Origin of the sequence: Paenibacillus lentimorbus NRRL B-30488 (genome assembly GCF_000411595.1) — a bacterium.
GTDB classification, from domain to species: Bacteria; Bacillota; Bacilli; order Bacillales; family Bacillaceae; genus Bacillus; species Bacillus velezensis.
On the sequence record NZ_ANAT01000008.1, the window covers coordinates 1 to 25,002 of the forward strand.

Annotated in this window: 18 protein-coding genes and 7 pseudogenes; 4 read left to right on the top strand and 21 right to left on the bottom strand. The window is 47.8% G+C overall.

Annotated features, from left to right (window positions below):
* Positions 1-9 precede the first annotated feature (9 nt).
* The 8 genes and pseudogenes from dtd to D368_RS05885 form a co-directional block, all read right to left on the bottom strand.
* Positions 10-453: a D-aminoacyl-tRNA deacylase gene (gene dtd, locus D368_RS05850; RefSeq protein ID WP_128574628.1), complete on the bottom strand. Its 444-nt coding sequence runs from the start codon at positions 451-453 to the stop codon at positions 10-12.
* 12 nt (positions 454-465) lie between these two features.
* Positions 466-2,670 (bottom strand): GTP diphosphokinase, encoded by a 2,205-nt coding sequence (gene relA, locus D368_RS05855; protein WP_060674703.1) that lies wholly within the window; start codon positions 2,668-2,670, stop codon positions 466-468.
* Between the two features lie 157 nt (positions 2,671-2,827).
* Positions 2,828-3,339 (bottom strand): annotated as a pseudogene (locus D368_RS05860) (adenine phosphoribosyltransferase).
* 5 nt (positions 3,340-3,344) lie between these two features.
* Positions 3,345-5,705, bottom strand: a complete 2,361-nt coding sequence (gene recJ / locus D368_RS05865; protein ID WP_128574629.1) for a single-stranded-DNA-specific exonuclease RecJ — start codon at positions 5,703-5,705, stop codon at positions 3,345-3,347.
* Between the two features lie 55 nt (positions 5,706-5,760).
* Positions 5,761-6,087, bottom strand: a complete 327-nt coding sequence (locus tag D368_RS05870) for a LapA family protein (protein ID WP_003152709.1) — start codon at positions 6,085-6,087, stop codon at positions 5,761-5,763.
* Positions 6,088-6,150: 63 nt separating this feature from the next.
* A complete protein-coding gene (locus D368_RS05875) occupies positions 6,151-6,648 on the bottom strand; it encodes a cation:proton antiporter regulatory subunit (protein WP_012118088.1) in 498 nt (165 codons plus the stop codon).
* Between the two features lie 130 nt (positions 6,649-6,778).
* Positions 6,779-8,998, bottom strand: a complete 2,220-nt coding sequence (gene secDF / locus D368_RS05880; protein ID WP_128574630.1) for a protein translocase subunit SecDF — start codon at positions 8,996-8,998, stop codon at positions 6,779-6,781.
* 36 nt (positions 8,999-9,034) lie between these two features.
* The gene (locus tag D368_RS05885) at positions 9,035-9,331 is read right to left on the bottom strand and encodes a post-transcriptional regulator (RefSeq protein WP_007408189.1); all 297 of its coding nucleotides are present in this window, start codon (positions 9,329-9,331) and stop codon (positions 9,035-9,037) included.
* A 115-nt stretch (positions 9,332-9,446) separates the two neighbouring features.
* Here D368_RS05885 and spoVB point away from each other — a divergent pair.
* Positions 9,447-11,004, top strand: a pseudogene (spoVB, locus tag D368_RS05890) (stage V sporulation protein B).
* A 7-nt stretch (positions 11,005-11,011) separates the two neighbouring features.
* Here the strand turns inward: spoVB and D368_RS05895 are convergent.
* Positions 11,012-11,667: pseudogene (locus D368_RS05895) on the bottom strand (DUF421 domain-containing protein).
* 229 nt (positions 11,668-11,896) lie between these two features.
* Between D368_RS05895 and D368_RS05900 the strand changes: the two are divergent.
* Positions 11,897-12,219: pseudogene (locus D368_RS05900) on the top strand (TIGR04086 family membrane protein).
* A gap of 51 nt (positions 12,220-12,270) precedes the next feature.
* Here D368_RS05900 and yajC read toward each other — a convergent pair.
* The 12 genes and pseudogenes from yajC to nadB all read right to left on the bottom strand — a co-directional run bounded on the left by yajC (position 12,271) and on the right by nadB (position 23,201).
* On the bottom strand, positions 12,271-12,531 hold the full coding sequence (gene yajC / locus D368_RS05905; RefSeq protein ID WP_003152695.1) for a preprotein translocase subunit YajC: 261 nt from the start codon (positions 12,529-12,531) through the stop codon (positions 12,271-12,273).
* A gap of 30 nt (positions 12,532-12,561) precedes the next feature.
* The gene (tgt, locus tag D368_RS05910) at positions 12,562-13,707 is read right to left on the bottom strand and encodes a tRNA guanosine(34) transglycosylase Tgt (RefSeq protein WP_007408186.1); all 1,146 of its coding nucleotides are present in this window, start codon (positions 13,705-13,707) and stop codon (positions 12,562-12,564) included.
* Between the two features lie 27 nt (positions 13,708-13,734).
* The gene (queA, locus tag D368_RS05915; protein WP_003152692.1) at positions 13,735-14,763 is read right to left on the bottom strand and encodes a tRNA preQ1(34) S-adenosylmethionine ribosyltransferase-isomerase QueA; all 1,029 of its coding nucleotides are present in this window, start codon (positions 14,761-14,763) and stop codon (positions 13,735-13,737) included.
* A gap of 25 nt (positions 14,764-14,788) precedes the next feature.
* Positions 14,789-14,989 (bottom strand): DUF2905 domain-containing protein, encoded by a 201-nt coding sequence (locus D368_RS05920; RefSeq protein ID WP_003152687.1) that lies wholly within the window; start codon positions 14,987-14,989, stop codon positions 14,789-14,791.
* A complete protein-coding gene (gene ruvB / locus D368_RS05925; protein ID WP_003152685.1) occupies positions 14,982-15,986 on the bottom strand; it encodes a Holliday junction branch migration DNA helicase RuvB in 1,005 nt (334 codons plus the stop codon). The genes D368_RS05920 and ruvB overlap by 8 nt, the downstream gene beginning before the upstream one ends.
* A 10-nt stretch (positions 15,987-15,996) precedes the next feature.
* Positions 15,997-16,603 (bottom strand): annotated as a pseudogene (gene ruvA / locus D368_RS05930) (Holliday junction branch migration protein RuvA).
* Positions 16,604-16,737: 134 nt separating this feature from the next.
* The gene (locus D368_RS05935) at positions 16,738-17,247 is read right to left on the bottom strand and encodes an intercompartmental signaling factor BofC (RefSeq protein WP_128574631.1); all 510 of its coding nucleotides are present in this window, start codon (positions 17,245-17,247) and stop codon (positions 16,738-16,740) included.
* 384 nt (positions 17,248-17,631) lie between these two features.
* Positions 17,632-18,225 (bottom strand): YhcN/YlaJ family sporulation lipoprotein, encoded by a 594-nt coding sequence (locus tag D368_RS05945; protein WP_069013531.1) that lies wholly within the window; start codon positions 18,223-18,225, stop codon positions 17,632-17,634.
* A gap of 146 nt (positions 18,226-18,371) precedes the next feature.
* Entirely contained in the window at positions 18,372-19,577 is a 1,206-nt protein-coding gene (gene safA, locus D368_RS05950; RefSeq protein WP_071391551.1) for a SafA/ExsA family spore coat assembly protein, read from the bottom strand.
* 126 nt (positions 19,578-19,703) lie between these two features.
* Positions 19,704-20,806 (bottom strand): annotated as a pseudogene (gene nadA, locus D368_RS05955) (quinolinate synthase NadA).
* A gap of 1 nt (position 20,807) precedes the next feature.
* The gene (nadC, locus tag D368_RS05960; protein ID WP_071391550.1) at positions 20,808-21,656 is read right to left on the bottom strand and encodes a carboxylating nicotinate-nucleotide diphosphorylase; all 849 of its coding nucleotides are present in this window, start codon (positions 21,654-21,656) and stop codon (positions 20,808-20,810) included.
* Positions 21,638-23,201, bottom strand: a pseudogene (nadB, locus tag D368_RS05965) (L-aspartate oxidase). The gene nadC and the pseudogene nadB overlap by 19 nt, the downstream one beginning before the upstream one ends.
* A gap of 105 nt (positions 23,202-23,306) precedes the next feature.
* Between nadB and D368_RS05970 the strand changes: the two are divergent.
* Both D368_RS05970 and D368_RS05975 read left to right on the top strand, forming a co-directional pair.
* Positions 23,307-24,458 (top strand): IscS subfamily cysteine desulfurase, encoded by a 1,152-nt coding sequence (locus D368_RS05970; protein WP_071391548.1) that lies wholly within the window; start codon positions 23,307-23,309, stop codon positions 24,456-24,458.
* Positions 24,455-24,997: a transcription repressor NadR gene (locus D368_RS05975; RefSeq protein WP_071391547.1), complete on the top strand. Its 543-nt coding sequence runs from the start codon at positions 24,455-24,457 to the stop codon at positions 24,995-24,997. Before D368_RS05970 ends, D368_RS05975 begins: the two co-directional genes overlap by 4 nt.
* Positions 24,998-25,002 lie beyond the last annotated feature (5 nt).

Sequence of the window (25,002 nt, forward strand, 5' to 3'; positions counted from 1 at the left end):
AGTCTTTTTTTATTGTTTAGAATCCATAATCAATGTAATCGGCCCGGAATTCGTCAGCTGAACATCCATCATGGCTCCGAATATTCCGGTTTCCACTTTGACTCCTTTTCCCCGAAGGAGTTCGTTCCACTTTTCATAAAGAAGCACAGCCTGATCCGGTTTAGCCGCATTCATAAAATTCGGGCGTCTCCCTTTCTTCGTTTCGCCGTAAAGCGTAAACTGGGAAACGGATAAAATCTCCCCGCCCGTATCCAAAAGCGATAAATTCATCTTGCCGCTTTCATCATCAAAAATCCGAAGATTCACGATTTTATCCGCCAAGTAAGCGGCATCTTCTTCTGTATCTTCATGAGTGATACCGACAAGCGCCATAATACCGGGTCCGATCCGGCCGGCGACAGCGCCGTCAACCGTCACACTCGCTTCTGTTACACGCTGAACAACTAATTTCATAGCAAGCTCCTTTTAGTTCATTACCCGGCGGACTGAATAGATGTCTCTGATCTGTTTAATCCGCTCGACCACTTTGTGCAGATGATTGATGTTTTGAATAAAAATCGCCATATGAATCGTAGCGACTTTATTGCGGTCGGATTTGCCGGAGACAGAGGAGATGTTGGTTTTCGTTTCATTTACGGCTTGGAGCACCTCATTTAAAAGCCCGAGACGGTCATACCCCAAAATCTCAATCTCAACGTTATATTCTTTGCGCCTTTGAACCTGTGATTCATGCTCCCATTCAACGGGGATCAAACGTTCCTGCGCTTCATTCGTTTTGACGTTCGGACAGTCATCACGGTGAACGGATACACCGCGCCCTTTTGTAATAAAACCGACAATATGGTCGCCCGGCACCGGATTGCAGCATTTCGACAAGCGGACGAGAAGGTTGTCAATGCCTTTTACGCGCACACCCGCTTCCCGTTTTCTCCCTTGCGGATAATGTTTCGGCTCGGAAGTGACTTCCTGAACGATTTTTTCCTGCTCTTCCTGGTCACGCAGCTTCCGTTCTTTTTCGGTGAGCCTGTTGGCCACCTGAAGAGCGGTAATGCCGTTATACCCGACCGCCGCGTACATATCCTCTTCATTTGAGAAATTGAACTTGTCGGCAACTTTTTGAAGATTTTCGAGTGTTAAAACATCTTTCACTTCAAAATCAAGATTTTTAATTTCTTTCTCGACAAGCTCACGGCCTTTTTCGACGTTTTCTTCCCGGCGCTGTTTCTTAAAGAATTGGCGGATTTTGTGTTTCGCCTGGGACGTCTGCGCCAGTTTGACCCAGTCTTGGCTCGGACCGTAAGAATGCTTGGACGTCAGAATCTCGACGATGTCGCCCGTCCGGAGCTTATGGTCAAGCGTCACCATTTTTCCGTTCACTTTCGCCCCGATTGTTTTGTTGCCGATCTCCGAATGGATCCTGTAGGAAAAATCAATCGGCACAGAGCCTGACGGCAGTTCAATGACATCGCCTTTTGGCGTAAATACGTATACCATGTCAGAAAACAGATCGATTTTCAGCGATTCCATAAATTCTTCCGCATCGGTAGACTCGTTTTGGAATTCCAGAATTTCACGGAACCAGGACAGTTTTTTCTCAAATGTCGCTTCTTCGTTTGCAGCCTTGCCTTCTTTATATGCCCAGTGTGCGGCCACCCCGTATTCAGCGATCTCATGCATCTCAAACGTTCTGATCTGCACTTCCAGCGGATCGCCTTTAGGCCCGATTACGGTCGTATGCAGAGACTGATACATATTCGGCTTAGGCATCGCAATATAATCTTTGAATCTGCCCGGCATCGGCTTCCAGCACGTATGAATAATGCCGAGTACGGCGTAGCAGTCTTTAATGCTTCCGACAAGAATACGGACGGCGAGCAGATCATATATTTCATTGAACTGTTTATTTTGCAGCGCCATCTTGCGGTAAATGCTGTAGATGTGCTTCGGACGTCCTGAAAAGTCCGCTTTAATATTCACTTCTTCAACGCGTTTTTTCACTTCATTGACAACCTCTTCGACATAAAGTTCGCGTTCCGCGCGCTTTTTCTTCATGAGGTTGACGATTCTGTAATATTGCTGAGGATTCAAATAACGGAGAGCGGTGTCTTCCAGCTCCCATTTGATCTTAGAAATCCCGAGCCGATGGGCCAGCGGAGCGAAAATCTCCAGCGTCTCATTTGAAATTCTCCGCTGCTTTTCCTGCGGAAGATGCTTTAACGTCCGCATATTGTGAAGGCGATCCGCCAGCTTGATCAATATGACTCTGATATCCTGAGCCATAGCGACAAACATTTTTCGATGGTTTTCCGCCTGCTGCTCCTCTTGAGATTTATACTTAATTTTACCGAGCTTCGTCACACCGTCGACAAGCATCGCCACTTCTTCAGAAAATGCTTCCTTCAGGTCGTCGAGGGTGACATCCGTGTCCTCCACCACATCATGCAGAAATCCGCCCGCAATTGTGGAAGGGTCCATTTCCAGATCGACGAGGATCCCCGCCACCTGAATCGGATGAATGATGTACGGCTCACCTGATTTGCGGTACTGTTCGCGATGCGCGTCTTGCGCATACAGGTAAGCTTTCTCAACAAACGCAATCTGCTCCTCCGGCAGATAAGTGCGCGCTTTATCTATTACTTGCTCGGCAGTCAATACTTGTTCGTTCGCCATGGAATCACCTTTTTTAAATGTAAACTGTATTAGTTTATTATCAAGAAAAAAACGAGAGATGTAAAGGGCAGAAGTTCAAAACACCTAAAGAATCTGTCAGGATGATGAAATAATAGGAAAAAAGCACCCTGACACGAGTGCTTTTTTCCATATGCGGTTAATATTTCATTAATGTTAAAATATCGTAATCGTCAAGCTTGTCTCTGCCGTCCAGGTAAGAAAGCTCGATTAAAAATGCAATACCGGCTACGACGCCGCCCAGTTCTTCGACAAGCTTAATCGTTGCTTCGATCGTGCCGCCTGTTGCAAGCAAGTCATCAGTAATCAGCACGCGCTGTCCCGGCAGGATCGCATCTTTATGAATCGTCAGTACGTCTTTTCCGTACTCCAAACCGTAATCGACTTTAATGACCTCACGCGGAAGTTTTCCTTCTTTCCGAACCGGGGCAAAACCGACTCCGAGCGCGTATGCAACCGGACAGCCGATAATAAAGCCGCGCGCTTCAGGCCCGACAACTAAATCAATTTCTTTTCTTTTGCATATTCAACAATTTGGTCAGTGGCGTAACGGTATACGTCGCCTTTGTCCATCAATGTCGTAATATCTTTAAATTGTACGCCTTCTTTCGGGTAATCGGGCACAATTGTTACGTATTTTTTAAGATCCATCTGTTCTATGTCCTCCTCGTACTTTCATAAGCCTCTGAACCTTGATTCATCAGCTTATTCAGCCATTCCTTCAGCTCATGGGCTGCGGAATAATTGAGCTTCTGGTCTAATTCCATCAGCTGCTGTTTTACCTGATAGGTTTGCGAATCTGCCAGGTCGCGTTTTTTCGCGCCGCTCACGACAGACAGCACACCATCTTCTATTTTAACAAAACCGAGATCAAAAAACACCTTTGTCATGAAATTGATTGTGTCAATTGACCATCCTCTGTGTCTCGCAAGCTCTGAACCATGCTTGCCGAAGTCAAAAGCGCCCCTTTTCAAGAGAAATGCGTAAAACCACTTGAAATCATTCCGCGATGGAAATGAGGACAGGAAATGTTCTTCATGATTGATAAAAACAAAATAAATCCGTTCCGGCTTCTTTCCGTCAAGCAATTGCTGCAGGCGATCCGCTGACGGCGGCACATCCAGAAAAACGGCATATTTTCCGTCAAGCTGGAGAGCTTTCGCCTCGGATTCCGAAGTGATCTCGGCAAGCTCGCCCGACAGCTCTTTTTCACGGAGCTTCTGAGCGTTTTTTTCGTTAAAGCAGATGAGCACCCGTTTTTCCTTCGGCAGCGCGGTGACCGTATCTTCCCACGTCCGCTTGCCCCGGATATCAAAAAGCTGCCATTCCGGCACCGCAGCATCTTTAATCATCAGCTGGGGCTTCTTTCTGTTGTTCCATTCATTAATGGACATCTCGCCGACAATGGAAATCGTTGATCCGGGAACAACTCCGGCTTCCAGCTCTCCTTTGTTAAAGCCGACGCAGTCAAGGACGGCGGAATCACTTTTCACCGTCATTTTCACGTGGTTTTTATTCGCTCCGGTCAGGCGCACATCATCAAGCACGGCATTTTTCACCATCACATGCGGTTTAGGGTTAAGCATGCCGAACGGCGACAGCATATTCAATTCTGTAATGCTTTCAACGGTTATGTCTTCAACGCCGCAGACAAGATCAACCTCCTGAACGGGAATAAAATCCTCTTCCGTAAGGGTTTCTTCAGCCATTTGATTCAGCCTGTCCCTTAATTCCGCCACATCTTCAGCCTTCAACGTCATTCCGGCCGCCATCGGATGCCCGCCGAAATGAGGAAGAATGTCTCTGCACTGTGAAAGGCTCGTAAAAAGGTTGAAGCCTCTGATGCTTCGCGCCGACCCTTTAGCGATTCCCTGCTCCTCATCTATTCCAAGCACAACAGCGGGCCGGTAAAAACGTTCAGCCAGCTTCGATGCGACAATACCGACGACTCCCGGATTCCAGCCGGCTTTTGCCACTACAATGGCAGACGGGTTTCCGCCTTGCTGCTGAACCATTTCAACAGCCTCTTCGGTCATGGTTTTCACCATTTTCTGCCGCTCTTTATTCAGCCGGTCAATATCCGAAGCCAGTTCCTCCGCTTCAAACTGATCTTCGGTCATCAGCAGGTGAACGGCGGGATCGGCCTGTTCTATTCTTCCGACAGCATTGAGCCTCGGTGCGACCTGAAATCCGATCGTTTCCTCATCAGCTTGTCCGATATCTCCGCCGGAAAGCTTAATCAGAGCTTTGAGGCCCGGCCGATTTGTCGTCCGAAGCCTTTCAATTCCGAGTGACGCAATTAATCTGTTTTCATCATGAAGAGGCACCAGATCTGCAACCGTACCGATTGCCGCCAAGTCCAGCATAGCTTCCGGCAAAGAACCCGTAAGCGCGTGGGCAAGCTTAAACGCCACACCGACGCCGGCCAATTCTTTAAACGGATAGCCGCATCCCGGCTGCTTCGGATGGATGATCGCAAATACGTCAGGAAGCTCGGGTCCCGGCTCATGGTGGTCGGTAATAATGACGTCTAAGCCCAGCTCTTTTGCGACTTCAGCTTCATGGACGGCGGCGATTCCCGTATCCACTGTAATGATCAGCGAAAATCCCCGCTCTTTTATGGAGCGGAAAGCTTGTTCATTCGGGCCGTAGCCTTCTGTAAAACGGTCGGGAATATAAAAGTCAACGTCCGCCGACAGCTGTCTGAGTGCCGTCAGCATCACTGACGTGCTTGTAACGCCGTCTGCATCGTAATCTCCGTAAATCATAATCGGTTCCCCTTGAGAAACCGCCAGTTTTATCCGATCAACTGCTTCCCGCATTCCCTTTAATTCATACGGGTCATAAAAGTCTGCATCCTTTGTATGTAAAAACAGCCTTGCGCTTTCGGCAGTATCAAAACCTCTTTTTACAAGCAGTGATGCCACAAGAGGTGTTATGTCCAATTGTTCTGTGAGTGATTTGACTTTTTCCTGATCCGGCTGCTGGATTTCCCAGCGCATTTTTGACGCTAACATAAATTCACCCCTCAACCACCCTATTATACTAGAGCGGACTGAGGGGTTTCAAATGTTATTCTGATCCTTTTTTCTCTTCAAGCATTTCTTCCGGCGGAGCGGCTGTTTTTTTGCCGTCCGAATCAGCCGTCAATTCACCTGCGGATCTGTTTTCTTTCCGCAGCATTTTAATTTCGCGCTTCAGTTTCATCACTTGAAATATACCGGCTGAAAACACGATCAGCGCTCCCATTAACACAGAGCCTAAAATGACTAAAATCAGCGGCCATTCAGCGGTTCCGAACAGATAATCAACCTCAACCGCCCGCACGTTAATGACAGCAAAGATGGCGACAATCAGAGTAAATAGTAAAGCAAATATAATAGTCCATTGTTTATTCATGCGTCTGCCCCCAATTATTGATTCTTATCTTTTCCCCCGTTTTCCCGGGAGTAAACCCCGGCCTCAGGAAATCCGGGCCGTCAACTGCTCGCGGACCAGCTTTTTCAGTCCGCTTCTTTCTCCCGATATGACGAGGGTGTCCCCTTCTTCAATTACGGTATCAATACCGGGACTCAGCTGTTTTTGCCGGTTTTTCTTCACGATCGCAATAATCTGGACGTTGTAATGTTTCTTGATCTCCAAATCTCCGATTGTACGGCTGACAGCCGGTGCATGAGATTCGGCTTTAAACCACTCAATGACGAGGTCATCAAGCGCGACTTCCACAGATTCCAGCGCTTTCGGCTTATACGTCATCCCGCCTAAAATAGCGGAAATCTGCCTTGCCTCTTCGTCGTTAAATTCAACGGATGCCAAGCATTCGTCATGATCATTCTCATCGAAGTAATAGAGCTCTTTTCTGCCGTCATCATGAAGAATAATACTGATTTTATCGTGATTTTTCGTAATGACTTCTACTTTCTGGCCGATGCCCGGAAGCTCCGACTCACGAACGTTCATAAGAACCCTCCTACATGTTTTTACAATGATGATTGATTATGTAAGCGTATGTCATTATAGCAAATGCAGGTTTTAAGTTCAATGCGGCCTAAAAAAACAGGCTGCCTTCCGGAAGACAGCCTGTTTCCTTTTACTCTTCGATTGATTTTTTCCCTCTAAATTCTTTTCCTTTCCATACAAGCCACAGCTGCGCGGCGATGTAAAGAGAGGAATAAACGCCCGTCAATAAACCGACCAATAAGGCGACGGAGAAGTTTGTAATTGACGATGAGCCCAAAATGAGCAGCACGACGACAACAATCACAACGGTCAAGACCGTATTGATCGAACGTGTAAAGGTTTGCTGCAAACTCAGATTCACGATATGTTCCAGATCGGCAAATGACTTCGGCTTGCGTTTTTTCATCTGCTCGCGTATCCGGTCAAATGTAACAATCGTATCATTTATCGAGTAACCGATTATGGTGAGAATAGCGGCGATAAAGGTTACGTCAACCTCCAGCCTTGTAATGCTGAAAAACGCGACGATAAAGAAAGCGTCATACAGCAGGGATACAATCGCGGCGATTGCCATTCTGTACTCGAAACGGATTGACACGTAAATAATGATGCCGATTGATGCAATTGCCACGGCATATAAAGCATTACGGGCCAGTTCTTTTCCGACTGTCGGCGATACCGTGCTGACGTTCGGTTCAGATCCGTATTTGTCCTTAAAGTACGTTTTGATTTCAGCGATTTTTTCTTTAGATGGCTCTCCGACAAACCGGGCCGCGGCAACATGGTTCTCTTTACCCGAGAGCACGATGTTTTCCGGATCCATGCCGAGAGAGTCAAAGTCTTTTTCAACCTGCTGCGCCGTCAATGCATGATTGCTCTGCACGTCAATCCGCGCACCGCTTGCAAAATCGATTCCCAGGTTGAGCTTAAAGACCAGCAAGATGATAATTCCCGCAATGGTTACAGCGCTTGAGAAAATAAAGAAATATTTTCGTTTGCTCGTGAAATCCCATTTTTGGAATGCCGTATGCGGTTCAGTATTTTCATCCGTTTTTTGAATGTCCATAATATGTTTTTTCTTGACGCCGAACCAGCCTTTTTTCCGGTCAAGCCATCTGCTTTCCACAAGAAGGGCGAGCAGGAATCTTGAAAGGAAGACAGCTGTAATAAAGCTTGTCAGTATTGACAAAATCAGCATCGTCGCAAACCCTTTTACAGAGCTTGTCCCGAAAATAAAGAGCACGACCGCTGCGATGATCGTTGTGATGTTCGCATCAAAGATCGTCGCAAATGACCGTCTGTTTCCTGAACGGAAAGCTGAGCGGACGGATTTGCCGAGTTTCAGTTCTTCTTTTATCCGTTCATAGGTGATGATGTTGGCGTCAACCGCCATCCCGACACCCAAAATGAGCGCCGCAATACCCGGAAGCGTCAGCACCGCCTGCATCCAGTCAAACACTTGAAGCGTAATATACACGTATACAGAAAGCGTAATTACCGCTATGAGTCCAGGCAGTCTGTAATAAAGCAGCATAAATAAGAAAACAATTGCAATACCGATGATGCCGGCCTCTACCGTATCATGCAAAGCCTGCTGTCCGAATTGCGCCCCTACTGAAGTAGAGTATTTTTCGGTCAGTTTCACAGGCAGCGCGCCCGCGTTTAAAATATTGGCCAAGTCCTTCGCTTTTTGAACGGTGAACTGGCCTTCAATCGTGACATCCTTCGTGTTTAATTCCTGGCTCACATTCGGAGCGGATACATATTTCGGATGTTTTTTACCGACTTCTTTTTTAAATGAATCGCCTTTTTGGTAATCAAGCCAGATCACAAGCTGATTATTTGGCGCCATTTTCTTGACTTTTTTCGTCACTTCTCCGAACTTATCCGCATCCTTCAGCTTAACGCTGACAATCGGTTCGTTCGTCGTCGGATCAAAGGTTTGCTTCGCGCCGTTTTCCACGAGATCAGAGCCGTTTAACAGCTCTTTATCATTCGTATCCCTGAACGAGAGCTGCGCTTCCGTTGACAGAATTTCGCGCGCCCTGTTCTGGTTCGTGACGCCAGCCAGCTGAACGCGGATACGGTTATTTCCTTCAATCTGAATGTTCGGCTCGCTTACGCCGAGAACGTTAGCCCGGCGGTTCAGCGCCTGCACCGTGCTGACGAGCACGTCTTTTGTGATTTTATCGCCTTTTTTGACGGGCTGCACATCGTACAGAACTTCAAACCCGCCGCGTAAATCCAATCCTAACGTAATATTATTGGCAGCCGGTTTTGTAAAATACCCCAGCCCTGTGCCGATCAATAATACGATCAGGAAAAACGCAATCAAGCGTCCTTTTTTCATTATGTATTTCCTCCTTAAACCTATGCCGTCAAATCATTATCTCAGCAGTTCATCCAAAGCTTCCTGACCCTCATCGCTTTCCAGCCAATTAGACGACTTAAAAGCTTCAACGGTTGCATAGTTCATAAAATCGCCAATTTTAACTGATAAAATATGACCGGCCAATTCATGCAGCGGCAGTTCCTTTTTCTGTTTCCACTTTTTATGTATTAAGTATGACCATAAACTCTCGTGCTCAACATCATCGTATCCGAGGATTTTGAACTCTTCAAGTTTACTGTACAAGAAAGGCCGCAAATGATCTTTGTACATTTCGGCGGGATGTTTCTCCACTGGGCGCTCGCTCCTTTTTCCATTTTTCTCGAAGACTTGTCATGCTCGGACGACATCGGCGCATATCTTTATTGTATATGATTCCAGGTAGTTTGAGAAGGCAGGGGTTTATAAAATGGCAAAACAGACTTTTTTTAAGGGGCACTCTTATTCTCATCGCAGCCGGGATGATTACGAGAATGCTCGGCTTTGTCAACCGGGTGGTTATCGCCCGGTTTATCGGTGAAGAAGGGGTCGGTTTATACATGATGGCTGCCCCGACATTTTTCTTGGCCACCACTTTGACTCAATTCGGCCTCCCCGTTGCCATCAGCAAACTTGTCGCTGAAGCAAGCGCGCGGGGGGACCGGCAGAAAATGAAACACATTTTAGTGATGTCGCTTACCGTCACTGGGATATTAAGTCTCATCTTCACGCCGCTGTTTTTATGCTTTGCGCCGATTATGTCCGAAACGATGCTGACGGATCAGCGCACGGTTTACCCGCTTCTGGCGATTACGCCCGTCGTGCCGATTATCGCGATCTCCAGCGTGCTGCGCGGTTACTTTCAGGGCAGACAGAATATGAACCCGCTGGCGTTTTCCCAAGTGCTTGAGCAGATCGTGCGGATTTCACTTGTCGCAGTCTGCACGACGGTGTTTCTGCCGTACGGGATTGAATATGCCGCAGCAGGAGCCATGATTTCGTCTGTCATCGGGGAGCTTGCCTCTCTTATTTATTTATTCATTTGTTTTAAAGCAAATAAAACAATCAGAATCAGAAAACAATTTTTCAAGTCGATCGCAAATGGAAAAGAAACCTTCCGCCAGCTGATGAGCGTGTCGCTCCCGACAACCGGAAGCCGCTTCATCGGAAATTTATCTTGGTTTTTTGAACCTATTGTCGTCGCGCAGAGCCTTGCGATTGCAGGAGTGGCCACCGCTGCCGCCACCAGCCAGTACGGAGAGCTGACCGGATTTGCCATGACGGTTTTGACGCTGCCCAGCTTTATAACCTATTCTCTGTCAACGGCGCTTGTTCCTGCGATCAGTGAAGGAATGGAGCAAAAAAAGCTGCAAGTTGTCGAATACCGTCTGGAACAGGCGATGAGGCTGTGTCTTTTAAGCGGAGGCATTTCGGTGGTTATTTTATTCTCTTTCGCTGATGAACTGATGTCCGTCATGTACGGATCAACTAATGCGGCGGTATTTGTTAAAGTGATGGCGCCGTTTTTTCTGCTTTACTATTTTCAGGGGCCCCTTCAGGCGGTGCTGCAGGCTCTCAATTTAGCCGGGGCCGCCATGATGAACAGTTTTATCGGCGCCGCTGTCAAAACCGGCCTAATTTTTGTTTTGGCGACCAGGCCTTCCTTGGGCATCATGGGCGCCGCACTTGCGATTGTAACGGGGATGGTCCTTGTCACCCTGCTGCATGCGGCCACCGTAAGCAAGGTGCTTCCGATCAGCATTAAAATAAAAGAATACGCGCTCTGTTTTGCCGTCATATTCATTTGCGGTTATGTCAGCCGCATTATCAAGCACGCCGTTCATTTTTCAGGATCAGAGGCTGTTAATCTCACAGGCTGGATTGCAATGACGGCGGCTTTGTACATTGCGCTTCTTCTGTTATTCAGGCTGATTAAAAGGGAAGAGCTGATCCGTATTCCGGTCATCGGCAAGTTCGTGACGCGGTGAAACCGATTTATGGCTCCCCTTTTTCATCTTTAAGATCAATAAAAAAAGCGCCGTCCGTAAACGTGCAGAATGATATAACCGAAAGATCGCGATATCCTCTTTTTGCTAAATTTTTTTCAAGCCAGTGTTTATCTTTCCCGATTCTGTCCAGATGCTCGTTCTGAATGACCCCGTCAACGATAAGCGATGTTTCCATCTGCTTATCCTTATTGTTTTCTTTTTGACGACTGACAGTTTGCCCGAAGACTCCAAAATGGCGTATGACACGTCAGAGATTCTATCGATGTTATTCTCCCTCAGCTGCATAAGAAGATCGTCAAAATTGTAGCGCTGCGATCTCATCGCCCGTTCATCAATTTTTCCCTGTTTTATAATAATGGTGGGTTTTCCGTCAAGCAGCTGCCGTATTTTTTGGCTTTTGAGCGAAATAAAAGCAAGGCTTACTTGAATAATCATTAAAACGACAATCGGCACAATTGTATGCAAAAGCTTATCTTTTACATTTTCAATTGCCAATACGGCAATCTCGGCAATCATAATGGAGACGACAAGGTCTAAAATGCTCAGTTCTCCGATTTCCCGTTTTCCCATCAGTCTGAAAATCACAAGAATGATAAAATAAAGCACAATCGTACGAAACGTAATAATGAAAATATCTTCCATATCGCACCTCCAACGGTCATAGCATTTGCCATCGGCTCTGAATTATGTAATAAACGGGCTGAACATCATGCATTTACGTCTAATTCGAACATTCAGAGAATACATTTAGAAAAAGACGGGCTCCGGCTTGTCATATATCAGGCCGCAGAGCGGAGAGGAGATAAAAATGGAAGAAACGAAACAAGTGGGAAGAGGCGTTTTGTACGGCTTAGTGGCTATTTTTGCGGTGATGCTTCTTACGAGTTTGGCGATTTCGCTTTTACTGACGGTTACCTCAATGGAAGAATCATCTTTCAGCTGGCTGATCACCGCGCTTTCTTTTCTTTCTTTATTTGCGGGAGGTTTTATATCGGGCGGCAAAGCGAAGGAAAAGGCTGGATGATCGGAGCGTTAACCGCCGTCTGTTTTTCATTAATCATCTTGCTGTTTCAATATTTAGGGTTCGGAAAAACGTTTACATCCGGTCAGCTTTTATTTCATCTCGGCTTTTTGGGAGTCAGTATGCTGGGCGGCATTTTCGGAGTGAATTTGAAAGGAAGCAGATCAGCGTAATAAAAAAAGAGCGGATTCTCCGCTCTTTTTTTGTATGTATGAGCTTCGCTGTTATTCAGCGGAAGCTTCTCTGATTGCGCGGCGGTCAAATGTTAAACGGGTGTTATCACCTGTTTTAATGACGACCTTGCTTTCATCAATTGAATCAACAGTGCCGTGCAATCCTCCGATTGTCACCACTGAATCCCCTTTTTTCAGCTCTTCCTGCATCTGGCGTACGGCCTTCTGCTGCTTTTGCTGCGGACGGATGAGCAGGAAATAAAGCACTGCAAACATTAAAATAATAGGAACGATTGTGCCTAAAGTACCCATCTGTTTCCCTCCTTTCAAGAATGGTTTTATTTAGAAGCTTTTCGCATTTGGCTTATTATAGCCGTAACGCTCAAAGAACTCTTCTCGGAAATCACCAAGACGATCCTCCCGGATGGCTTGTCTGACCTGCTCCATTAAGTGTAACAGAAAATGAAGGTTATGGTAAGTTGTTAATCGAATTCCAAACGTTTCATTACAGCGGATCAAATGTCTGATGTAAGCGCGGGAGTAATTTTTGCATGTATGGCAGCTGCACTCTTCGTCAATCGGACGGAAATCACGCTCATATTTGGCGTTTTTCATATTCAGACGCCCTTCATTCGTAAACACCGTGCCGTTTCGGGCAATCCGGGTCGGCAGTACGCAGTCAAACATATCCACGCCGCGGATGGCGCCGTCAATTAAGGCATCCGGTGAACCCACACCCATTAAATATCTCGGCTTGTCCTTCGGTAAAAGCGGAGTTGTAAACTCAAGCACTCGGTTCATGACGTGCTTCGGCTCGCCGACAGATAATCCGCCTATGGCATACCCCGGAAAATCAAGCGAAACCAAGTCTTTTGCACTTTGTGTCCGCAGGTCTTCGTATTCTCCGCCCTGTACGATCCCGAACAGACCCTGCTCATCTGAGCGCCCGTGCGCCTCCAGGCAGCGTTCCGCCCAGCGGCTGGTCCGTTCTACAGAGCGTTTCATGTAATCATACTCTGCCGGATACGGCGGACACTCATCAAACGCCATCATGATATCAGAGCCGAGGGCGTTTTGAATTTCCATCGCTTTTTCCGGAGATAAAAACAGCTTGTCTCCGTTTAAGTGATTGCGGAAATGAACGCCTTCTTCTTCTATATTACGAAACTTGCTCAATGAAAAGACCTGAAAACCGCCGGAATCTGTTAAAATCGCGCGGTCCCAGTTCATAAACTTATGAAGCCCGCCCGCTTCTTTTACAATGTCGTGTCCCGGGCGGAGCCATAAATGGTACGTATTGCTTAAAATAATGCCCGCATCCATAGATTTCAGCTCATCCGGAGACATCGTCTTTACCGTAGCAAGCGTGCCGACCGGCATAAATACAGGCGTCTCAAAGGAGCCGTGGGGCGTATGAACTCTGCCCAGCCGCGCTCCCGTTTGTTTGCATTCCTTTATAAATTCATAACGTATCGGTTGTTCAGCCACTTTGTATGAGGCCTCCTGTCATTCAAATTAGATAATCAGCATGGCGTCGCCAAAGCTGAAGAAACGGTATTCCTCTTCTACCGCATGACGGTAGGCGGAAAGAACATGCTCTCTGCCGGCAAGCGCAGAAACGAGCATGATAAGGGAAGATTTCGGCAGATGAAAATTGGTGATCATGCCGTCAATCGCTTTAAATTCATATCCCGGATAAATGAAGATGGACGTCCAGCCGCTTGAAGCGGTAAATACGCCGTCATGTTCGCCGGCAATGGTTTCCAGGGTGCGCGTTGATGTCGTCCCGACCGACACGATGCGCCCTCCCGCCTTTCTGACCTCGTTTAAAGAGGCGGCGGTTTCTTCCGTCATTTCATAAAATTCCGCGTGCATGTTATGCTCTTCCACATCATCCGCACTGACTGGGCGGAATGTGCCGAGTCCCACATGAAGTGTGATAAATTCAATCCGCACACCCTTTTGCTTCAGCTCGTCCAGAATCTCTTCCGTAAAATGAAGTCCGGCCGTCGGAGCTGCGGCAGATCCGATTTCTTTTGAAAAGACGGTCTGATACCGTTCTTTATCATCAAGCTGCTCTTTAATATAAGGAGGCAGCGGCATTTCACCGAGTGATTCAAGCACTTCGTAAAAAATCCCGTCATACCGAAATTCTATTTTTCTGCCTCCGTGATCAAGCTCCTCCGTGCAGACCGCTGTCAGCCGGCCGTCGCCAAATGTCAGGACCGTTCCTTTTTTTACGCGTTTCGCCGGCTTTACGAGCGTTTCCCATGTGTCATTTTCTTCCTGTTTTAATAACAGAAGCTCCACTTTCGCTCCCGTATCTTCTTTTGTGCCGAATAATCTTGCAGGCAGCACACGGGTATTGTTCAAGACGAGACAATCCCCTTCATTAAAAAAGCTTACAATCTCTTTAAATGAACTGTCCGTCAGCCCGCCCGTCTGTTTGTCGAGCACCATCAGCCGCGATGCGTCACGCTCTTTCAGCGGCACTTGGGCAATGAGGCGTTCAGGCAGTTCAAAATCAAATAAATCGACTTTCATCATTTCACCTTTATTCTGTCTATTGTTATTTCATTCTGCCGAAAAAATTAAGCAGAATGGATAGTATCACACTGATCACAATACAAGTGACAACGGGAAAGAAAAATGTAACATTTCCCTTCTTAACGAAAATATCTCCGGGCAGCCTTCCGACAAAGTGCCAGACTGCGCCGGCAATAAGCAAAACGGCACCGAGAACCATGAGAACCTTCGGAAAGTCAGTCACGGGCGGGCGCCTCCAATCGAAAATGTTCATACACAGCCGGAGTCACGACCCGTCCCCTCGGCGTCCTCTGGAGAAATCCGATCTGCAGCAGATACGGTTCGTACACATCCTCTATTGTATGCGGTTCTTCGCCGATTGTCGCGGAAATCGTATCAAGGCCGACGGGACCGCCGCTGAATTTTTCGATCATGCCCATCAGCAGCTTATGGTCGATATGGTCAAGGCCGAGCGCATCGACTTGAAGACGTTCGAGCGCGTCGTGAGCGATTTCTTCCGTGATGCGGCTGTCGCCGAGCACCTGGGCAAAATCTCTCACCCTTCTGAGAAGCCGGTTTGCAACCCGCGGCGTTCCCCTTGACCGTCTGGCGATCTCCAGAGCCGGAGCTTCTTCGATATCCACTTCAAAAACGTCAGCCGTTCTTGACACGATATCTGTCAGCTCTTCCTGCGTATAGTATTCAAGGCGCGACAGCACCCCGAACCGGTCTCTGAGCGGTGCGGTCAATAATCCGACCCTTGTCGTCGCTCCTACAAGCGTGAAAGGGGGAAGGTCGAGACGGACGGAGCGGGCGGACGGGCCTTTTCCAATGACGATATCAAGGCAGAAATCCTCCATCGCCGGGTACAGCACTTCCTCAATCGAGCGGTTCAGCCTGTGAATTTCGTCTATAAACAGCACATCCCCTGGTTCGAGCGCCGTCAAAATGGCTGCCAAATCTCCCGGTCTTTCGATGGCGGGACCTGACGTCGTCCGCATCTCCACACCCATCTCATTGGCCACGATAGACGCAAGCGTTGTTTTCCCGAGACCCGGAGGCCCGTATAAAAGAACGTGGTCCAGCGTTTCCTGCCTCATTTTCGCCGCATCGATAAACACGCGCAGATTTTCTTTCACCTTCTTTTGGCCGATATACTGGGCGAGATTCTGCGGCCTGAGGCTTTGCTCGATTATTGATTCATGGCTGTCTGCTTCACTTGAAACGAGCCGTTCATCCATGAACATCACCTTACTTTAATAATTTTTGCAATGCTTTTTTCACATATTGATCTGTTGAAAGCGCCGTTTCCTCTTTTAAGTGAGGAAGCACTTTTTTTAATTTCTTTTTCGGCGTAGCCGAGAACCCTAAGCGCTTCAAGCGCCTCGTCAAGCGCCGTTTCAGCCTCTTGTTTTTCAATGCGCGCTTCATGATTGAACAGGTTGTCAATCATTTCAGGCACGACGTCTGCCAGTTTGCCTTTCAAATCAAGAATAATCTGCCGCGCCGTTTTTTTGCCCACACCCGGAAATTTCACCAAAAAGGCTTCATCTTCCTGTTCGATCGCTTCGATGACGGCTCCGGGGTCACCGGAACCGAGGATGGCGAGGGCCCCTTTCGGCCCGATGCCGGTGACGTTCAGCAGCTTTGTGAAAAGCGCTTTTTCTTCCCGGGTTGAAAAACCGTACAAAGAAAAGGCGTCTTCTTTTATATGATGATACGTAAAAATGGTCTCTTGATTGCTTACCTTATAAATAAACGGATTCGGAGTGAAGACCTGATAGCCGATTCCGCCGTTTTCAATCACGATGTATTGGGGAGATACATAATCAATCGTCCCCTTCACGAATTCAATCACACCTATTCACCTCTTTGACTGCTTATCATTGTAACACAAAAACAGCCAAAGTCTTATAGAAAAGTTAACGTATGTTCGCTTTGACACCTTCCGTTCAGAAAAAAAAGACATGTGTCACATGTCTTGCGTCAAAGTCAGCCGCTGTAAGTCTTAATATGATCGATCACGCTCTCAAACTCCGCTTTTGTCCTGTACGGTATGCCGTGTTCCAAGTGCTTTTGCAATCGGCTTTCCAGCCTTTCTATATCAATCTGGAAGAAAGATTGAATCGGCTCGGCCAGCGATCCGGGACGGCCGTGAAAAGTGGAGATGACGCCTCCGTCCGTGACGCCGATATAACCGTTAACCTTACTGAGCGGAGAAATGTCATCAACATGCTTACGGAAAAGGACGAAGCCTTTTTTCTGCTCAACGAGCGTCCAGCCCGCATATGCGGCCCAAAAATCCTCCATCGCCAAAACGGTTTCATCCGTATGTTCGATGCCGACATCACCGTCCAGATAGACCTTTTCCAGCTGGACGTGCACCCGAAGCGGCCCGTAATGCTCAACCTCCGCCCCGTATGCGCCGTTTCCTCCGCAAATCAGGACTGCAGCCGATAAGATAAGCATAAACAATAGACGAGCACCGCAAATTCGTTTCACCAATAACACCTCTTTATTCAATCAAACTCTTGATGCTAGTTTGACCAAAGATGCCGGTGCTTAACCGTTTTCTTTCATTTGTCTGTTTCAGCCGAAAAAAAGCAGCCTCTATATGAGGGCTGCCCCGATGATTATGCCCGGCCGGCTGAAATCAGTTTCATTTGTCCGGGCGTCAGTTTGAGCCGGTATCCCCTTACGGTCAGATACACAGTTTTTTCTCCGCGGCTTTTGTCATGCTCCGTTTTTTTCATTCCGGCCCCTCCGTTACGTTTTATTACTTTTATGTTAACACCGCAACATAAAGAGCGTTTTAAGAATATGTAAAGAAATGATGAAGCTTTATCCATAAAAATACTGCCGGATGAAATCATCCGGCAGTCCTGTTTAACGGCTGTTTCTGTTCATGTCTTGCAGCTTTGTAAAAGTAGCGTTGTCGGTAAACACTTGAATTGTACGGCCATCCGCAAATTTTTTGGCCGCATGTTTGACATGTTTATCATCATTTTTCGTAAAAGGATGATTTGTTCTGACGGCAATGACGACTCTCGTGTCAGTCACGATGACCTGACTATCCTGTACACCTTTTACTTTTTTCACGCGGTTTGCAACTTTTGCCGCCAGCCTGATGTTTTCGGCGTTGTCATACCCATTATAAGACATTGCTGCCGGCGGCGTATTGACATTTCGGCCGTTATATGTGCCGTCCGTTGTTAACGGAACCCCGTCATTAGGCGCATACTGGTCGGACACGTTTGTCGTATTATGACGGCCGTTTCGGTTTTCCATCATTTCAGAAACCGGTCCTTGATGGTCCATTCCGTACTGGCGTCTGCCGTTATCATTATCATTCGAATAATATCCGACCGGACGTGTTGACTGATTGTAGCGTCCGTCATTCATGGCATTATTTGCTCCGCATGCCGTTAAGCTTGCCGTCACGGCTAAAACGCCTGCGATCGTCATCAGTTTTTTACCCAATGGAAAAACCCCCCGTGGATTCATCGCTGTTTGAGCGTTTTCCGCTCATGTTTAGGATGTGCGGCCGACGGCGGGTTTAAGCTTGTCAGTTATGTCCATTCCTCAGTTGGACATAAAAAAGGAACGACATACATCGTCCCGAAACATTAATCTTCTTCTTCCTCCGGCCGTCCGAATACTTGATTTGGACTCGGCTGATTCGGCGCGGCATTAGGATTTGCTCCGCCGTAAGGCATAAAATATCCGGCGTTTGCACCCACATTCGGATACGGCTGCACAGGCATATTTGCGTGATGGTGATGTGAACCGTGGTGATGATGGTGGTGGTGATGTGAATCATGGCAGCCGCAATCATCATCCTTATATTTTCCATCATGATGAGGCGCGTTTGCGTAATGTGACGAATATCCGCCGTAATACGGCATTTGACCGTACGGAGCACCGCCGAAACCTGATGCAGAACCATCATAATGCTCTGCATTTTCATGGGCCTGGTTCTCATATTCACCGTAACCCGCTTGCGGCCCAAATCCCGGATGATGGAATCCGTGATGATGGAATCCGTACGGTAACGGCATCGGCATTACCGGAAAGCCTCCAAAACCTCCTCCAAAACCGCCGAAACCTCCGCCTACCGGGAAGCACGGATGGCATAGTCCCGAACCCGGCAGCATCGGTGTCACCGGAACCGGACAAGGACAAGGCATGCACGGCATCGGGTAATGCATAAAAGGCGGTTCAACGGCCGGCATATTCGGAAACGGGACATTCGGAATGTTTGGCATGTTCGGCAGATGATAAGCGGCGTTTTCTTCTTCCATCTTACCGGCTTCAGGCGCCTTCGGCATATTCGGGTAATTCGCGTTTTCCATGTTGATCATTTCCTCCTGTTGTGGAATGTTATTGTCATGCTCTTTTTCTTTCGGCTCGACAAAATGTGTCACCGGTTCCTCCGGCTTAGGAGGCGACCACGGCTGAAACAGCTGATTGGACGGATAATATTGGTTCATATCAGCTTCCGGCAGCACATTTTCATGCTTTTCAGGGATTGGCGGCACATACGGAATTGACGGCTTCGGTTCTTCCGGTATGGTGTCTTCAATGTCCACAACTGATTTCGGTTTTTCTTTGGCATATGGATGCTCATGCTTATGCGCAGACGTTCCGAAGCCGGCCTTGGGTTCTTTTCTGACCGGAACGGCTTCTGAAGGCACCTTTATCTTCATTCCAGGCATAATTAAGTCTGGATTGCTAAGCTGATGATTCAGTTTTTTTAACTCTTCAAGATCAACTCCGTATTTTTCAGCTATTTTCCAGAGCGAATCGCCTTTTTGAACGATATGAATTTTCAACGTTTTCCCCTCCTATGCACAAAACGTGAACGGTACATTTGTCATTACAATACGTTTCTTCACACTATATGCCGGGGGACTGGGCATGATGATAAAAAATTTGGGAAGGAGGGGAAATTTTTATGATTACGTATGACTCAGCATTCTGTTCAAAGCACGAAGCGCTTCTGTCCGAACCGCTTCCGGAACTTTAATGACACCCTTCGGCTCGCCTTTTTCAAGCTGCTCAAGCGACCACAATAAATGCGGCAGGTCGATTCTGTTCATTGTCAGACACGGACACATATCGGGATTCAATGATTCAATCTGTTTATCCGGGTGCGAGTGAATGAGGCGCTGAACAAGATTCATTTCCGTGCCGATCGCCCACTTGCTTCCCGGTTCTGCCTGTTCAATCGTATCAATAATATATTTGGTAGACCCGCTGTCGTCACTGAGCGAGACCACTTCCCGCGAACATTCCGGATGAACGATAATGCGGATGCCGGAATCCCGCTGCCGCAGCTGAGAAATATTTTCCGCTGTAAACTTTTCGTGTACGGAGCAATGCCCTTTCCAAAGGATGACTTTAATGTTTTCCGGATGGTCAGTAAGCAATCGGTTCTGCCCCGGGTCCCATACAGCCATTTCTGTCAGCGGAATGCCGAGGTCATAGGCCGTATTTCTGCCTAAATGCTGATCCGGCAAAAATAAAATTCTTTCTTTTTGTTTAAAAGCCCATTTCAGCACACTCCGGGCATTCGAAGAGGTGACGGTCGCTCCTCCGTGCCGTCCGACGAATGCTTTAATTTCCGCCGTCGAGTTAACATATGTTAACGGAATGATGGTGTTACCGTACAGTTCTTGAAGCTCTTTCCATGCTTTGTCCGTCTGCTGAATATCTGCCATATCAGCCATCGAGCATCCGGCGCGCATGTCAGGCAAAATGACGGTTTGGTTATCATCAGTCAGCATATCAGCGGTTTCCGCCATAAAATGCACGCCGCAAAACACAATATATTCCGCCTCTTTATTTTTTCTGCCACTTGAGCAAGCTGCAGGGAGTCACCTGCCGTATCGGCGAATTGTATCACTTCGTCTTTTTGATAGTGATGCCCTGGAATGAACAGGCGCTTTCCGAAATCCCGTTTAATGGCGGCGACACGCTTTTCCATTTCTCCGGTGCTCATGTCTTTATAATGGCTCGGCATCATTTCGGCTGATGCAGTTAGCACGTCAAAAATAGACATCTTAAAAATCCCCCTGTTCCGCAGCCTCAACATCCATGCTGATGTCGGCGCTTTTTACTGAATGAGTTAGAAATCCGAGTGAAATATATTGGACGCCCGTCCCTTTATAAGCGGGCAATGTGTCGAGTGTTATGCCTCCGGATGCTTCCGTTTTGATATGACCCGGTGTCATGCCTGCAAAACGCCGGACGGACTCAGGCGGACAGTTGTCAAACATAATAATGTCTGCGCCCGCTTCTATTGCCTCGAGCAGCTGCTGTTCGGATTCGATTTCGACTTCCACCGCAAGCATCTGCCCCGCCGTTTTTCTTGCCCGCTCCACGGCTGCCTTTATCGATCCGCAGGCGGCAATATGATTATCTTTAATCATGATGCCGTCATATAAGCCGAAGCGATGATTAAAGCCGCCTCCGACCCGAACGGCGTATTTTTCCAGCATTCTGAGCCCGGGTGTCGTTTTTCTCGTATCACAAAGCTTGATGGACGGATCATCAAGACGCCTTTTGGCCTCATCCGTCATGGTCGCAATGCCTGACATTCTTTGTATGAGATTCAGAATGACCCGCTCCCCCGTAAGAAGAGCTGCCGCCCGGCCTTCCATTTCAGCGAGCACGTCTCCTCTTTTCATCCGTTCTCCGTCTTTTTTCAGGGAGCGGATGCGGATATCATCGTGTAAAAGCTTCCATCCTCCACGGATAACGTCTTCTCCGGCAAACACGCCGTCTGTTTTTGCGATGATCCGCGCTTTACATTGCTGATCAGAAAAAATCGCTTGTGACGTCGCATCACCCGTTCCGATATCTTCCTGAAAAAAATGAGTCAGCATTTGTTTCAGCTGCAGAATGTCCATAGTTCCCCAATCCTTTCGTTTTTTCTGATAACTGTTCCAGATGTTGAATGAATGATTTGTTTTCCATGCCACTCTTTCTCCGTCCCGGGAAAATCAGTGCGAAAATGAGCGCCTCTGCTTTCTTCCCGAATAAGGGCTGAGGTCACAACAAATTGCGCAGTCTTCCATAGGCAGGATAGCTCGGCTTGTTCCATTGTGATATCCTTCACATTTATATGACGCACAGAGACGTTGTTAAGCCAGGATGCCAGCGCCTGCAGGTTTTCTTTTCCCTGACGATGCCCGCTCCGGTTGTCATTTTGGCTTGAAGGACATGAAGCGTTGTGTCCGGCACTTGTAAGATGACATCAGATTTCTTCGGGGTTTTTTATATCTTCCGTTTAACGGTGTTTGAATGATATGTTCAGCACATCGTTGCCCGCTTGCCAGCGCTTCCAGCAGTGAGTTGCTCGCAAGGCGGTTCGCCCCGTGCAAGCCTGTGCAGGCGGTCTCGCCTATAGCGTACAAATCAGGCACGGACGTTTTCCCCCATGTACCGGCTTTTACTCCGCCCATTAAAAAATGCATTCCGGGTGCTACAGGAATCCCGCTTTCAAGATCAACGCCGGCTGTTTGACAAATTTCTGTTATGGTCGGAAAACGTTTGTTAAAATCGGCTATTCGGCTGCAATTTATAAAAACAGGATTTTCTTTCATCATTTCTTCATAAATCGCCCGTGAAACCACATCCCGGGGCGCCAAATCTTCAAGCGCGTGTCTGCCAGCCATGATCCTGCGCCCGAAGCGATCCGCTAAATATCCGCCTTCTCCTCTCACTGCTTCAGAAATCAGACCGTACACAGTCCCGTTTTTCACAAGGAGGGTCGGGTGGAACTGGGTGAACTCCATATCCGTGATCTCAGCTCCCGCACGGAAGGCAAGAGCGATGCCGTCTCCCGTTATGGCGGAATCATTTGTGTGATATTGGTACAGACTGCCGCAGCCGCCTGAAGCAAGCACTACACAATCCGCCCTTCTGTAAGAAACGGCGCCTGAAGCATCCTTTACGGCAACGCCTGCGCATCGCCCGTGTTCAATCAGCAGATCAACAACCGTCTCGTGTTCAATGATCCGAATGCCGTCCCTCAGCTGCTGAACCAGAAACTCAACCAGCATCCGTCCGGTCGCATCTCCCCCGGCGTGCAGAATCCTCCTTTTGGAATGAGCGCCTTCCCTGCCGAGACAAAAGGTTCCATCCGACTTCGTATCAAAAGGGAAATGGCCTTCTATCAGCCTGTTTATCATGCTCTGTCCGCTTTTCAGCAAATGCCGCACGGCTGTCACGTCATTGTGTCCGCATCCCGCATACAGTGTATCGTTCACATGGGATTCTATAGAGTCATCTTTTGCGTATGAAACAGCAATCCCGCCTTGAGCATAATGCGAATTGCTGTTCGTTACGTTTCTCTTTGTAATGACGGTCACTTGGTATGACGGAGGAAATGAGGAAGCACAGGCAAGGGCCGCCGTCCCCGAACCAATGACGATAATTGTTTTTTCAGACATACATCACCCTCCTGTTATATTTACACCTGTCTTGACACCTATATTTACACAACGATAAAATAAACTCAAGCTTTTTTTAACATAAACGGATAGGAGACGGGCTGTATGATTTATCTTGATTACGCGGCGGGAACGCCTTTAAGCAAAGAAGCCGCGAAAGTCTTTCAGCATCTCAGCACAGAGGTATACGGCAATGCAAGCAGCCTTCATGACGCCGGAGGAAGAGCGGCGGACGTGCTGGAATATTGCAGACATTCTGCAGGAAAATTGATCGGCGGAGCGGCAGACGGCATTTACTTTACAAGCGGCGGAACGGAAGCGAACATCTTGGCCGTCCAATCATTGCTGCACGGTCTGCCCGACCACAAAAAACATTTTATTACGACCGCAATGGAACACCACTCGATCCATAATGCCGCGGCGTTTTTAGCTGACCGGGGAATTGATGTCACTATCATATATCCCGACGAAAACGGCCTTATAACCGAGGACATACTGGCGGCTCATATCCGACCTGACACGGGGCTCGTTTCTATACAGCACGCCAATTCAGAAACCGGCCTCATCCAGCCTGTGAATCGTCTGGCCGCTTTTCTTCACCAGAGAAACATTTTGCTGCATTGCGATTGTGTTCAAAGTTTCGGCAAACTGCCGATTGATGCGGATCAGGCGGGAATCGACGCCCTTTCCGTCTCCGGTCATAAAGTATACGGCCCGAAAGGCACCGGGGCTGTTTACATTCGGCCCGGTGTCAGCTGGAATCCGGTTTATCCGCATACCGTACATGAAAACGGGTTCAGGCCCGGTACGGTGAATGTGCCGGCCATCGGCGCTTTTACCGCTGCTGCGGAGTATGCAGTGAAACATATGGAGGAACACCGTGAGCATGCTGACAGGCTGAGGAATTATTTGTATGACCAAATTAGGCGTCAAGGTCTCCCCATTTCATTTTCAGAGAAAGAAACCGGCGGTGAATGCCTGCCCCACATTGTCGGGTGTTTTTTTCACTCCTTTGAAGGACAATATATTATGTTAGAATGTAATCGTAACGATATTTGCATCTCAACCGGGAGCGCATGTTCCGCCGGCAGCCACGGCCCTTCTTCAGCTATGAAGGCGCTGAGAAAAACTGAACGGGAAGCGCGGCAGTTTTTCCGGATCTCATTCGGAAACGAAACAACATGTGAACAGCTCGATATGCTGATACATACATTTACGGCGCTATGGGAGCAAAAGAAAGGAGAATCAGCAATTTGACAGAAGGAACGAAGCTTACTGGGGCGAAAAGACGCGACATGCTGCTTCATTGGCTGAAAGAAGCCGGCTCGCCATTAACAGGAGGCGAATTGGCCAAAAAAGCAAATGTTTCAAGACAGGTGATCGTGCAGGACATATCGCTCTTGAAAGCAAAAAGCGAACCGATTATCGCGACGAGCCAAGGCTATTTATACATCAGCATGAATGCCGGCGGCGAAAAAAACGCCGAACGGATTATCGCCTGCCTGCACGGCCCGGAGCGGACGGAAGAAGAGCTTGAACTCATTGTCGATGAAGGCGTCACCATAAAGGACGTCATTATTGAACACCCCGTATACGGCGATTTAACCGCCGCCATAAGAGTCAGCACACGGAAAGAAGTCAAACAATTCATGGATCACATTAACTCGACAAATGCCGCTTACCTTTCACAGCTGACCGGAGGCGTGCATCTCCATACGTTAAGCGCCCCGACAAAAGAGCGGATTGACCAAGCCTGCCAAGCGCTGGACGACGCGGGTATTTTAATAAAAGATTAAAAAAA

Bases quoted from the DNA above. Each gene is read 5' to 3' on its own strand.
- secDF (WP_128574630.1), bottom strand. From the start codon at position 8,998: ATGAAAAAAGGACGCTTGATTGCGTTTTTCCTGATCGTATTATTGATC.
- queA (WP_003152692.1), bottom strand. From the start codon at position 14,763: ATGAAAGTCGATTTATTTGATTTTGAACTGCCTGAACGCCTCATTGCC.
- D368_RS05870 (WP_003152709.1), bottom strand. From the start codon at position 6,087: ATGAATAAACAATGGACTATTATATTTGCTTTACTATTTACTCTGATT.
- D368_RS05875 (WP_012118088.1), bottom strand. From the start codon at position 6,648: ATGAACGTTCGTGAGTCGGAGCTTCCGGGCATCGGCCAGAAAGTAGAA.
- D368_RS05970 (WP_071391548.1), top strand. From the start codon at position 23,307: ATGATTTATCTTGATTACGCGGCGGGAACGCCTTTAAGCAAAGAAGCC.
- relA (WP_060674703.1), bottom strand. From the start codon at position 2,670: ATGGCGAACGAACAAGTATTGACTGCCGAGCAAGTAATAGATAAAGCG.
- ruvB (WP_003152685.1), bottom strand. From the start codon at position 15,986: ATGGATGAACGGCTCGTTTCAAGTGAAGCAGACAGCCATGAATCAATA.
- dtd (WP_128574628.1), bottom strand. From the start codon at position 453: ATGAAATTAGTTGTTCAGCGTGTAACAGAAGCGAGTGTGACGGTTGAC.
- nadC (WP_071391550.1), bottom strand. From the start codon at position 21,656: ATGGACATTCTGCAGCTGAAACAAATGCTGACTCATTTTTTTCAGGAA.
- recJ (WP_128574629.1), bottom strand. From the start codon at position 5,705: ATGTTAGCGTCAAAAATGCGCTGGGAAATCCAGCAGCCGGATCAGGAA.
- yajC (WP_003152695.1), bottom strand. From the start codon at position 12,531: ATGGGTACTTTAGGCACAATCGTTCCTATTATTTTAATGTTTGCAGTG.